This window comes from Deinococcota bacterium, from assembly GCA_030858465.1.
Lineage (GTDB): Bacteria > Deinococcota > Deinococci > Deinococcales > Trueperaceae > JALZLY01.
On the sequence record JALZLY010000305.1, the window covers coordinates 1 to 10,431 of the forward strand.

The 10,431-nt window shown below is 64.5% G+C and carries 14 protein-coding genes; 6 read left to right on the forward strand and 8 right to left on the reverse strand.

All coding sequences use genetic code 11. From position 1 onward, the window contains the following. Positions 1-177: 177 nt before the first annotated feature. The 3 genes from M3498_15185 to M3498_15195 form a co-directional block, all read right to left on the reverse strand. Complete coding sequence (locus M3498_15185) at positions 178-594, reverse strand: PIN domain-containing protein (protein MDQ3460624.1); 417 nt, start codon at positions 592-594, stop codon at positions 178-180. 2 nt (positions 595-596) lie between these two features. Then, on the reverse strand, positions 597-827 hold the full coding sequence (locus tag M3498_15190; GenBank protein MDQ3460625.1) for a DUF6364 family protein: 231 nt from the start codon (positions 825-827) through the stop codon (positions 597-599). A 66-nt stretch (positions 828-893) separates the two neighbouring features. After that, positions 894-1,088: a hypothetical protein gene (locus M3498_15195; GenBank protein ID MDQ3460626.1), complete on the reverse strand. Its 195-nt coding sequence runs from the start codon at positions 1,086-1,088 to the stop codon at positions 894-896. A gap of 128 nt (positions 1,089-1,216) precedes the next feature. Here M3498_15195 and M3498_15200 point away from each other — a divergent pair, with 128 nt between their 5' ends. Continuing rightward, positions 1,217-1,501 carry a type II toxin-antitoxin system mRNA interferase toxin, RelE/StbE family gene (locus M3498_15200; protein MDQ3460627.1) on the forward strand — a complete coding sequence of 95 codons (285 nt, stop codon included), beginning with the start codon at positions 1,217-1,219 and terminating at the stop codon, positions 1,499-1,501. A 1-nt stretch (position 1,502) separates the two neighbouring features. Further along, positions 1,503-1,763 carry a helix-turn-helix domain-containing protein gene (locus M3498_15205; protein ID MDQ3460628.1) on the forward strand — a complete coding sequence of 87 codons (261 nt, stop codon included), beginning with the start codon at positions 1,503-1,505 and terminating at the stop codon, positions 1,761-1,763. A 431-nt stretch (positions 1,764-2,194) separates the two neighbouring features. Here M3498_15205 and M3498_15210 read toward each other — a convergent pair whose 3' ends face one another. Next, complete coding sequence (locus M3498_15210) at positions 2,195-3,412, reverse strand: molybdopterin molybdotransferase MoeA (GenBank protein ID MDQ3460629.1); 1,218 nt, start codon at positions 3,410-3,412, stop codon at positions 2,195-2,197. A 104-nt stretch (positions 3,413-3,516) separates the two neighbouring features. On the opposite strand from M3498_15210, the gene icd reads away from it, so the two are divergent. The 4 genes from icd (at position 3,517) to M3498_15230 (ending at position 6,940) form a co-directional block, all read left to right on the forward strand. Then, positions 3,517-4,773, forward strand: a complete 1,257-nt coding sequence (gene icd, locus M3498_15215; GenBank protein ID MDQ3460630.1) for an NADP-dependent isocitrate dehydrogenase — start codon at positions 3,517-3,519, stop codon at positions 4,771-4,773. A 63-nt stretch (positions 4,774-4,836) separates the two neighbouring features. Further along, the gene (locus M3498_15220; GenBank protein ID MDQ3460631.1) at positions 4,837-5,385 is read left to right on the forward strand and encodes a Uma2 family endonuclease; all 549 of its coding nucleotides are present in this window, start codon (positions 4,837-4,839) and stop codon (positions 5,383-5,385) included. A 3-nt stretch (positions 5,386-5,388) separates the two neighbouring features. After that, entirely contained in the window at positions 5,389-5,811 is a 423-nt protein-coding gene (locus M3498_15225; protein ID MDQ3460632.1) for a hypothetical protein, read from the forward strand. Between the two features lie 22 nt (positions 5,812-5,833). Beyond that, complete coding sequence (locus tag M3498_15230; protein MDQ3460633.1) at positions 5,834-6,940, forward strand: GrpB family protein; 1,107 nt, start codon at positions 5,834-5,836, stop codon at positions 6,938-6,940. 317 nt (positions 6,941-7,257) lie between these two features. Here the strand turns inward: M3498_15230 and M3498_15235 are convergent, their stop codons facing one another. The 4 genes from M3498_15235 to M3498_15250 form a co-directional block, all read right to left on the reverse strand. Then, on the reverse strand, positions 7,258-7,692 hold the full coding sequence (locus M3498_15235) for a DUF4112 domain-containing protein (protein MDQ3460634.1): 435 nt from the start codon (positions 7,690-7,692) through the stop codon (positions 7,258-7,260). 52 nt (positions 7,693-7,744) lie between these two features. Beyond that, positions 7,745-8,218 carry an NUDIX hydrolase gene (locus tag M3498_15240; protein MDQ3460635.1) on the reverse strand — a complete coding sequence of 158 codons (474 nt, stop codon included), beginning with the start codon at positions 8,216-8,218 and terminating at the stop codon, positions 7,745-7,747. Beyond that, positions 8,205-9,317: a peptide chain release factor 1 gene (gene prfA / locus M3498_15245; protein MDQ3460636.1), complete on the reverse strand. Its 1,113-nt coding sequence runs from the start codon at positions 9,315-9,317 to the stop codon at positions 8,205-8,207. The genes M3498_15240 and prfA overlap by 14 nt, the downstream gene beginning before the upstream one ends. A gap of 121 nt (positions 9,318-9,438) precedes the next feature. Beyond that, the gene (locus tag M3498_15250; GenBank protein MDQ3460637.1) at positions 9,439-10,248 is read right to left on the reverse strand and encodes a hypothetical protein; all 810 of its coding nucleotides are present in this window, start codon (positions 10,246-10,248) and stop codon (positions 9,439-9,441) included. Positions 10,249-10,431: the final 183 nt, after the last annotated feature.

Below are 10,431 nucleotides of genomic sequence, written 5' to 3' on the forward strand. Positions count from 1 at the left end.
CGCTCGAGCCTCTAAACGAGAGGGTTAAGTGTCGCCTTGCGCTTGCCGACCCGCCGAGATGCGGTGTCCTGCTCGCTGACGGGCCTGGCTTGGACAATTCTATCAAGACCATCGAGGCAAGACTCAGGCTGGTACCGTGCTAGTGCCAAGGGTCGACGGGTTTTGCCAAGCAGGTGCTCACGCCGCCCTTAGAAAAGGGTTCTCGATGACCATGCCCGAGACCTCTCGCCCGTGCTGCATATCCTCGCTGAGGAGCCGCGTTGCACCCCCGGCTAGCGCCGCCTCGAGAATGAGACCATCCCAGAAGGAGAACATCTCGCGCTGGCTGCGCTCCGCTCCCCGGACGATCAGCTCGGCGTCCACCTGTGTCATGGGGAAACTCGCAAAAAGGCGTACCGCCTCGAGCGCCTCAGGGCCGCCCAGAGGTGCTGAGAGCTTGCGGGTAACAGTGACGTAGAACTCTTGCAAGACCTGCGTACTCAGCAACAGGCTACCGTCTACGCTGTGCGTCAGAAAAAGGTCCTGGGCTCTGCGCCACTTCTCGTGTGCATGGCGGTCGAAGAGGTAGACAAGTATGTTCGTATCGAAAAACACCCTCACCGCTCGTGCAACTCGTCACGCGTCCAACGTTCGCCTGAGTGCTCAGATTGTGCTGTCTTCGAGAGTGCCAGAATAGCCTGTGACGCCGCTTCACGCCGCGCTTTGAGGCCTGCATACTGCTCCAGGTAGTCGCGCAACACGGCGTTCACCGAGGTATTCTGCTCGACCGCCCGTATCCGAGCGCGTTTGAGGAGGTCGTCCTCTATGGTGATTGTCAAATTAGCCATGTCGTGCTCCTCCCTTGTGCTTCACAGAATCAGTGTAGCACGAGTAAGGTGTTCCGAAGGGGGGTTTTAGCCGTGGAGAGTATCCATTTTAGAATACAGCAGAAATGGCCCCTGCTCATCCTCCATTTCTTGTTCAAGACTACCTTCGGCCAGCAGGAGGATGTCCTCAATCGCCAGACCGACCGGCACCGTGCGCGCCACCTCAAAAACACCCGGCATCGGCTCACCCCTCTGCACCCGCTCATAGGCGTAACGGGTCATGGTAGTGACCATGGTAGTGACATCGAGGGTATTTTCTTGGGGCGTGCCGCTAAGCTCAGCCGTCAAGCTGTAAAACGATTGGGCCTGTGGGGCTTGACATACTAAATATGTCATATACATAATGTAACATGTGGCGGATAGAAGAGCAGCGACGGGTCGATAAAATGCTCTCGAAGTCCGTGCCCGTTGAGATTCTGAAACGCTACGAGAAATGGAAAGATGTTGCCAGACTCTCAGGCCCTCCAGGCTTGCGGCTTATCAAGGGGTTCCGTGATGAGGCGCTTTCGGGACAGTGGAATGGGCACCGTTCCTCTCGGCTTGGGCAGCAATGGCGGGTGATCTATAGAGTGGAGGGCGACGCTTTGCTGATCCAGGTTGTAGACGTGACCCCGCATGATTACAGGAGAAGGTGATATGGACGAATTCGCACCTGCTAAGAAAAGAATTGAAGTTTCCGTCGGCGAATCGCTTCGTATTATGCGGGAGCTTCAGGAGTTAAGTCAGAGCCAGCTTGCAGAGCTCACGGGCATTCCTCAAGCGACGATTTCTGCCATTGAGAATGGCCGGGTCAATCTCGGTGTTGAGCGTGCCAAGGTTTTTGCTCACGCGCTAAAATGTCACCCCGCCGTACTCGTTTTCCCTGGCTGGGATTTACCAGTTGAGTCAGCGGCATAACAAGTCGCTCTAGCAGACTCATTCTCCGCTGCGCTCCGAACGCGCGGCTGAGCTTGATCGCCTGCCGCAAAGAGCCCTGAGTCTTGTACGCGCACGATAGGTCAGCGCCGCTAGGCGCAGGGGCTAGAGCCCCTAACCTAGTCCAGGTTGGGGTTGGGCCGCAAGAGGCCGCGCACCATGTCGTTGTTGAAGTTCTCATCGGCGGCCAGCCTGAGCAACCCGCTTATCCCTCTGCCCGCCTTGCCAGGAGGCGGTCCCGAATACCCTCGGGGTCAAAGCGATGCTCGTTCTGAAGGCGGACTCACGCGGCCTGGTGCTGCCGCGAAACAAGACACCGGATGGCTCAGCGGGAACGTCTAGCTGAGCCATCCGGTAAGTTACCGTCCACTCAAAACCAGCCAGCCTAGCTGACGCTCGAGCAGGAAGCCTCCCTAGAGGGAAATCACCTCGAGCCTCTCCCCCACCTCGACGTCTTGGTGCGGCGGGACGATGGCAAGAGCGTCCGCGTAGAGCATCGAGGTCAACAGGCCCGAACCCTGTTCGCCGGTAGAGTGCGCCCGGTACCCCCGCTCGGGGTCGAAGAGGAGCCGAGCGCGGCGAAAGGCCGTCTTGTAACCCGCGCCCTTGAAAGTATCCTCGGCGGTGGCCGTGACGCGCCGCTCAAAGGGCAGGGCTTCCGTTGAGCCTAGCGCCCGGTGCAGCCAGGCCTGGGCGACAAGCAAAAAGATGACCATGCTCGAGACCGGGTTGCCAGGCAGACCGAAGACCGGCAGGCCGCGCCACTCGCCGAACATGGCAGGACCGCCGGGGCGCACCGCCACCTTCCAGAAGTGGACCGTCCCCTCCTCGATAAGCAGATCGCGGATGAAGTCGTACTTGCCCATCGACACCCCGCCCGAAGTCACCAGCAGGTCGACGTCGCCGAGCCCCTCGAGGGCGTCGCGGAGGGCGCCTTTGTCGTCGTTCGCCTTGGGCAGGACCAGGGGAACGCCGCCGGCTGCCAAGACGAGCCCGGCGACTGAGTAGGCGTTAGAGTTGTAGAGCTGCCCGGGCGCTATGGGCGTGCCGGGCTCCTTCACCTCGTCGCCGGTCGAGAGGATCGCCACCCTCGGTTGCCTGATGACCTCGAGGCGGGCGTAGCCCATCGAGGCGGCCACCCCCACCGCCGCCGGGCTGAGCTTTTGCCCGGCGCGCAGATACCGTGCGCCCGTCCGCAGGTCCTGGGCACGCGGGCGCACGTCGCTGGGGCTGGCCGGGTGGAAGACGAGCACCTCGTCCCCTCGGCGCTCGGTCTTCTCCACCATGACGATGGCGTCGGCCCCTTTGGGGGTGGGCGCGCCGGTGGTGATGCTCACCGCCGCGCCCGGCCCGACCTCGCCAGCGTAGACGCGCCCCGCCTGCACCTCGCCGACGACCCTGAGCCGCACCGGAGTCTCATCCGAGGCGGAGAGGGTATCGACCTCACGGCAGGCGTAGCCGTCCAGGGCCGAGTTGTCGGCACTCGGGTGATCGACCAGGCTGACGAGGTCTTCGGCCAGGGTCCGGCCGTAGGCCTCCAGCAGCCCAACCTCTTCGCTGCCCAGGGGTTTGGCCTGCTCCTGGACGAGCACGATGGCCTCTGGGATGGAAAGGTCCCGCCGAAAGGTCATGGCCCCACTCTAACAGAGCCTCGCGGGGAACACGCGGATGGTAGACTCGAGCCCGCAAGGCAATCGGCAAGCCTGGCCTTCTATTCTCAAGCTCGAGGTGAACCATGGCGTACAAGCACATCCGCGTTCCCGAAGGGGATAAGATAACCGTTCAGGACGGCGAACTGCAAGTCGGCGACCGTCCCATCGTCGCCTTTATCGAGGGCGACGGCACCGGCCCGGACATCTGGGCGGCGTCAAAGCGCGTCTTAGACGCCGCGGTCGCCAAGGCCTACGGCGGCAAGAAGAGCATCGCCTGGACGGAAGTCTACGCGGGCGACAAGGCCAACGAGGTCTACGGCGAAGTCGTGTGGCTGCCCGACGAGACCGTCGAGGCCTTGAGCGAGTACCTGATCGGCATCAAGGGCCCCTTGACCACCCCCGTCGGCGGCGGCATAAGAAGCATCAACGTGGCCCTGCGCCAGCGCCTCGACCTCTACGCCTGCGTCCGGCCGGTGCAGTACTTCGATGGCGTGCCCAGCCCGGTGAAAAAGCCCGAGGACGTGGACATGGTGATCTTCAGGGAGAACACCGAGGACATCTATGCGGGCATCGAGTACTTAAGCGGCACGCCCGAGGCGAGGAAGCTGCTCGAGTTCTTGCAGGGCGAGATGGGCGTCACCAAGATCCGCTTTCCCGAGACGAGTTCCTTGGGCGTCAAGCCGGTCTCGGTCGAGGGCACCGAGCGCCTGGTGCGCGCCGCTCTCGACTACGCCGTCGTGGCCGACAAGCCCTCGGTGACGCTGGTGCACAAGGGCAACATCATGAAGTTCACCGAGGGCGCCTTTCGCGACTGGGGCTACGCGCTAGCTAAGCGCGAGTACGGCGCCAGCGAACTGGACGGCGGGCCCTGGCTGACCTTCAAGAATCCCGACAGCGGCAGAGATATCATCGTCAACGACGTGATCGCCGACGCCATGCTCCAGCAGATCCTCACCCGCCCCGCCGAGTACAGCGTCATCGCCACCTTGAACTTAAACGGCGACTACCTCTCGGACGCGCTCGCCGCGCAAGTCGGCGGCATCGGCATCGCGCCGGGCGCCAACATCAACTACCAAACGGGCCACGCCGTCTTCGAGGCCACCCACGGCACCGCCCCCAAGTACACGAACCAGGACAAGGTCAACCCCTCCTCGGTCATCCTCTCGGGCGAGATGATGCTCAGGCACCTGGGCTGGTTTGATGCCGCCGACCTGATCACCGCCAGCATGAAGAAGACCATCGGCCAAAAGACCGTGACCTACGACTTTCACCGGCTGATGGAGGGCGCGACCCTGTTAAAGACCAGCGAGTTCGGCGAGGCGCTGATTGCGAACATGTAAAGGCCCAGACCCTTCAGGTGCGGCGTTCTTGCCAGAACGCCGCACTTTTTCTATACTGGGCGCATGATTCAGCCCGCTCTCTACCGCTTCACCGTGAAAGACTACGAGTGCATGGGCCGCGCGGGCATCTTGCCCGAGGACGCTCGAGTGGAGCTCTTGGACGGAGAGATTTATGCCATGACGCCGATTGGACCCAAGCATAGCTTCGCCGTCGCCCAACTGGTCGAGCGATTCGTGCTCAGCTTGAGCGGCCAGGTCATGGTCGTGTCGCAAAGTCCCATCCACCTTTCGGCGCATTCCGAGCCCGAGCCTGACATTGTTCTGCTGCGTCTTCCTAGAGAGCGTTATCAAGAGCGCTTGCCGAGAGCGGAGGACATCCTGCTGCTTATCGAGGTTGCCGACAGCAGCCTTGCCTACGACCGCAACAAGAAATTGCCCGTCTACGCCACGGCAGGAATCCCCGAGGTGTGGATTCTCGACTTGAACGAAAACCGCCTCGAGGTCTACCGCAAACCTCAAGGCGAGCGCTACAGCGCCCTGACGACCTACGCCGAGGGCGAAAGGGCCGCGCCGCTGGCCTTCGAGGACAGCGCGCTCGAGTGGTGGAGGTAGGGTATGACCGTTCCTTTCGAAGAGCAGTACCAAGACGTGTTGCAAAACATCGAGTTCGCCATCGTCAGCGTCTACCGCGAGAACGGCGAGCTGAGCGACTGGGGCGTCGGCGCGGCCCTCGACGGGCTGATCCGCGCCTACGGGGCCGAGGAGCGCGGGCGCGATGCCCCGGTGCTGCGCCTCGCGGAGCTCGAGCAGAAGGTCTACAACAGGGTAAGAGGGATGTGCGAGTGGCGGCTGGGACGCCAGGCGCTGGTAGGAGACGAGCAGGCGGACGAACAGGCGGACGGACTGGAGCTGCCCGAGCCGGTGACGCAGGGGGAGATCGTCGCCTGCCTGAAGCGGATACGCTTGTCGCTCAAGCGCTGGAGCAAGCAGGGCGGGCGGCGCGGCTATCTGGACTTCGTGAGCCAGTACATCGCCTGAATGCTCCGCCAGGAAACCGTTCATGCCGGAACCCACCGAACTGCGCGACCACGACCCAGGCTGGGCCGAAAGCTATGAGCTAGAGAAGGGGCGAATCGTGGGCGCGCTCGGCGACTGCACCGAAGGTGGGGTGCTCGAAGGCATCGCCCATATCGGCAGCACCAGCATTTCCGGCATGGCCGCCAAACCCTGCATCGACATCGCCGCGCGCGTCCATCCCTTGCCTATGCCGGGCGACAGGGTCCAAGCGCTCACCCGGCTCGGCTACGATGACCTGGGCGAATACGGCATTCCCGGCAGGCACTACTTTCGGAAGGAGGCGCCTGACGTCCATCTGCACGTGGTTGCTTTCGACACCGAGCACTGGCCACGCTACCTGCTCTTTCGCGACTTCTTGCGTACTCATCCTGAGGCCGCTACCCGCTACGAGAGGCTCAAGTTCGAACTCGCCGCGCGCTTTGCGGATGACCGCCAGGCTTATACCGACGGCAAAGGGCCACTCATCCGCGAACTCGAGCGTGCAGCCTCCCTCTGGCACGTTCGCACGACCGGCTTTGCTCCCATCGAGGCCGTCGCAGGGGAACTCGCGGGCCTGCCCTGCCCCTGGTTCGTCTCGAGCGGCTGGGCCTTGGATCTCTTTATGGGCGCGCCGACGCGCTACCATGACGACCTCGACCTCGGCGTTTTCCGCGACGACGTGCCCGCCCTCCAGGGCCATCTCCTGGCGCGCGGCTGGCGTTTGCACAAGGTCGTCGAGGACGGCAAGTACGCGCCTTGGCTGCGGGGCGAGGCGCTCGAGGCCGAGGTCACGCAGGTCCATGCCCGGTGGGGCGGGGAGTTTTTGGATATCCTGCTGACGCCCAGACGAGGCGACCGCTGGCTCTACCGCCGCGACGAGGGGGTGAGCCTTCCCCTAGCGAGAGCGCTCTTGCACCGCGACGCTCTTATCTATCTCGCACCGGAAGCGGTCTTGCTCTTCAAGAGCGCGACGAGCGGCAAACCGCCAAGGAGAAAAGACGAAGAGGACTTCGCACGGGTCTTGCCGCGCTTGTCAAGAGAGCAGCGCGCCTGGCTGCGCGCGGCGCTGGCGCGGCGGCAGCCGGAGCACTCATGGTTGGGGCGGCTCTAACCGCCGCAGCTCAAGCTCCCTTCTCCCGCATCGTCTCGAGAAACTTCTGCCAGTGCGGCTGCGTGCCGTCGAGGTCAGCAAAGTCATGCTCGAGCGCCAGGTTCCAGGTGGCGAGCGCCTGACCCGACTTTGCCATCACCTCCGGGTCGCTCGCCAGGGCCGCCGCCCGGCCGATGTCGTGAGGGGTTTCTGAACCCGCAAAGTAGCGGTCTTTCTTGGCGCCGCCAAGAACGTCGCGCAGGTTTCTTCGCTTACGCCACTTTATCGGGCGAACCGAGAGGATAAAGGCCTCCCACGCCTTTGGTAGGCGTAGCGTCTCAGCGGAAGAAGCCCGAAAGCCAAAAGAGCACGTAGGCCAGGGCCGCCAGTGCCAGAGCAAGCGTCGCCGTCACCGCGACGATGAAAGGAATCAGGCCGCGCCGCGAGACCGATCTCCTGGGCGCGGCTGGGTCCAAGTGGCGCTCGAGCAAGACCATGTTGCGGGCGTTGGCCTTCCAGACTGCGGCAAAGGTGTCGCCGATGACGGGCACGGCGCCTATAACCGCGTCGAGCACGGCGTTGTAAACCATGAGAAGGAGCGTCTTTCTGGGGGCGCCGAGGCGGGCGGCCTCCAAGATGAGCACGCTCGCGAGCACGAGGCCCACCGCGTCGCCGATGCCCGGAATCAGGCCAATAATGGGGTCTAAGCCGATACGGTAGTTGATGACGGGTAAGCGAACCGAGTTGTCGAGCAAGAAGGCGTAACGCCCCAAGCGCTTTAGCGCGGCCTCCTGCTGTCGTGACGGGGCTGGAGAGGACAAGGGGCTAGACCTGTTGGAGCCCGCGCCCGTCCCAGCCCGCGTAGGAGTAGAAGCGTCCGGGCGTGCGGTCGCGCAGGTAGTTGGCGAGCGGCTCGCGCAGGGGCGGGATGGGAATCATCGCCTCGACCTCCTCGACGGGAAAAAAGCGCGCCTCGACGATGAAGCCGTCCGGGTCGCGCGGGTTTAAGAGCCCGGTGTAGGCCGCCACGAAGGCAAAGGAGACCGCCCGGTCGTTGCGGCGCACGTCCTCGACGTGAACGGCGTAGGCGAGGTGCTCGATCCGGGTGATCTGGAGCCCCGTCTCCTCTTTGACCTCGCGGGCGAGCGCGTCGATAGTGGACTCACCGCGCTCCACCACGCCGCCGGGCAGGGTGTAGCGCACGTTGCCGAAGCCTTGCCAGTCGTTGCCTACCAGCAGTACTCGCCCCTTGGGGTCGAGCAGCACCGCAGCGGCAACGACGAACTCACGCCGCGCCACCCGTAGCCCCCGCCACCGCCCCGGCCGTCTCCCCGGACATCTCGTCGAGGCGGCGGCCCTGCTCGGCTTCGCTGAGCGCCAGGGTGAGTTCACTGAGCCCGCCCAGCATGATGTCCGAGAGGTTGTGGCTGGTGTAGCCGATGCGGTGGTCGGTCACCCGCGACTGCGGAAAGTTGTAGGTGCGAATCTTCTCGCTTCTTTCGCCGCTGCCGATCTGCACCAGCCGCGCCTCACGCGCCTCGGCCTGGGCCTTTTCCATCTCGCGCTCCAACAACCTCGAGCGCAAGACGGTCAGAGCCTTCTCCTTGTTCTTGATCTGCGACTTGCCGTCCTGACAGGAGACCACGATCTCCTCGCTCGAGCCCGGCTTGAAGGTGATTCTCACCGCTGAGTCGGTGGTGTTGACCGACTGACCGCCGGGACCCGACGAGCGAAACACATCGACGCGGTAGTCCGCGGGCGAGAGGGCCACGTCCACGTCTTCGGCCTCGGGTAGGACGGCCACGGTGACGGTGCTGGTGTGAATGCGCCCCTGCGTCTCGGTCTCGGGAACGCGCTGGACCCGGTGGACGCCCGATTCGTACTTGAACTTGCTGTAGGCGCCCGCGCCCAGAATCTCGAAGGAGAGCTTGCTGAAGCCGCCCACGTCGGTCGGGTAGGAGTCCAAAAGCTCCACCTTGTAGCCGAGCCTCTCGGCGTAGCGGGCGTACATGTTGTAGATCTCGGCGGCAAACAGCGAGGCCTCGCCGCCGCCCGCCGCCGCGCGGATCTCGACGATGACGTTCTTGCTGTCGAAGGGGTCCTTGGGCAAGAGGAGGCGCTCGAGCCTGCTCTCGAAGTCGGCGCGCTGGGCCCCCAACGCGGGCAGCTCCTCGCGGGCCATCGCCTCGAGGTCGGGGTCTAGAAGCGCCTCCTCGGCGTTCGCTACGCCGCTCAAGACCTCGGCGTAGTCGCGGTAGATCTTGATGATGGCGCTCAGCTCGCTGTAGCGCTGCATCATCGTTCGGTAGCGCGCCTGGTCGGCGATCACCTGGGGGTCGGCGAGCTGCGCCTCCAGGTCGGTGAACTCGCGTTCTAGGGACTTCAGTTTCTCGATCATTAACCCAGTCTATACCGAGACTCCAAAGAGGCGCGCGTCGCCCGCCTAGCTCAGCCGGGCCGCCACAGGCTCTGGTCGCCGCGCAGCAGGTGAACGCGGACGCCCCGCAACGGCCGTTGCGCTAGGACGAATGTTCCTCTTTGCCCAGGGCCCGGCCCAGGTCGCCGAAGGCGAGATAGAGCACCACGAGAAGCAGCGCGGGCAAGAAGAGCTGGTCGGCGTAGTAGAGCCACTCGTAGCGGGCCCAGCCGATAAACTGGCCCAGGTCGGGGTCGGCGGCAAAAAACCGGACTGCCGACACCGGCGCGGGGCCGCCGGCAAAGTCGATGCTGAACACGCCGCGGTCGTGAAAGCCCAAGACGGCAAGCTCCGCCATCCACAAGAAGGTCATGCCGAAGCCGACGGCCAGGGTGCCGGGCAAGAGTGGCAGGAGGTGAGGCAGGACGTGGGCGCGCAGGATGTGGACGCCGCCGCCGCCGAGCGCTCGAGCGCCCTCGATATAGGGCTCGACCAGCACGGCGTGGACCCGGGTCGCCACCGCCCGCCCGATAAAGAGCGCCACCCCCAGGGCCAGCGCCAGGCGGTAGACCTCGGCGCCGAAGAGCAGGAGCAGGCCGGCCAGGATGAAGATCTCGCCGGCGATACCCAGGCTCAGGCCGCGCCAGCCGAAGAGCAAGCCCAGCAGGAGTCCGAAGGGCACGCCCAGAAGCAAGGCCACGAAGCCGATTTCCAGGCTGCGGCCGAGGCCTCGGCTCATCAAACAGCCCATGTCCCTGCCGGCAGCGTCCGCGCCCCAGGGCGCTCCCGGCGTCGCCACCGGCACGGGCGGCACGTAGCGCCGCTCGGGCCCCTGGATGAGGAGATGCTCCGGGCAGGTCTCGACGGACGCCAGCAGGGCAATCGCCAGGAGGGGCAGGAGGAGCCAGCGCACCCTATCGCCCCACCCTAGCGCCTAGCGCCTCAGCGGGTCGAGCCGGTGAGCCAGCGCGGCGAAGGCCCAGGCGAAGAGGCCGGCGAGCAGCAGCAGCAGCAGGACCGCCTGCGAGGGAAGCTCCTGGGCGGGTCCGGGCGCGGCCGCCGCGGCGAGCGCGCCGCCCAGCGCCTCGAACACCGC

Coding starts and splice junctions, on each gene's coding strand:
- M3498_15190 (MDQ3460625.1), bottom strand. CDS start 827: ATGGCTAATTTGACAATCACCATAGAGGACGACCTCCTCAAACGCGCT.
- M3498_15195 (MDQ3460626.1), bottom strand. CDS start 1,088: ATGACCCGTTACGCCTATGAGCGGGTGCAGAGGGGTGAGCCGATGCCG.
- M3498_15200 (MDQ3460627.1), top strand. CDS start 1,217: ATGTGGCGGATAGAAGAGCAGCGACGGGTCGATAAAATGCTCTCGAAG.
- M3498_15205 (MDQ3460628.1), top strand. CDS start 1,503: ATGGACGAATTCGCACCTGCTAAGAAAAGAATTGAAGTTTCCGTCGGC.
- M3498_15210 (MDQ3460629.1), bottom strand. CDS start 3,412: ATGACCTTTCGGCGGGACCTTTCCATCCCAGAGGCCATCGTGCTCGTC.
- icd (MDQ3460630.1), top strand. CDS start 3,517: ATGGCGTACAAGCACATCCGCGTTCCCGAAGGGGATAAGATAACCGTT.
- M3498_15220 (MDQ3460631.1), top strand. CDS start 4,837: ATGATTCAGCCCGCTCTCTACCGCTTCACCGTGAAAGACTACGAGTGC.
- M3498_15225 (MDQ3460632.1), top strand. CDS start 5,389: ATGACCGTTCCTTTCGAAGAGCAGTACCAAGACGTGTTGCAAAACATC.
- M3498_15230 (MDQ3460633.1), top strand. CDS start 5,834: ATGCCGGAACCCACCGAACTGCGCGACCACGACCCAGGCTGGGCCGAA.
- prfA (MDQ3460636.1), bottom strand. CDS start 9,317: ATGATCGAGAAACTGAAGTCCCTAGAACGCGAGTTCACCGACCTGGAG.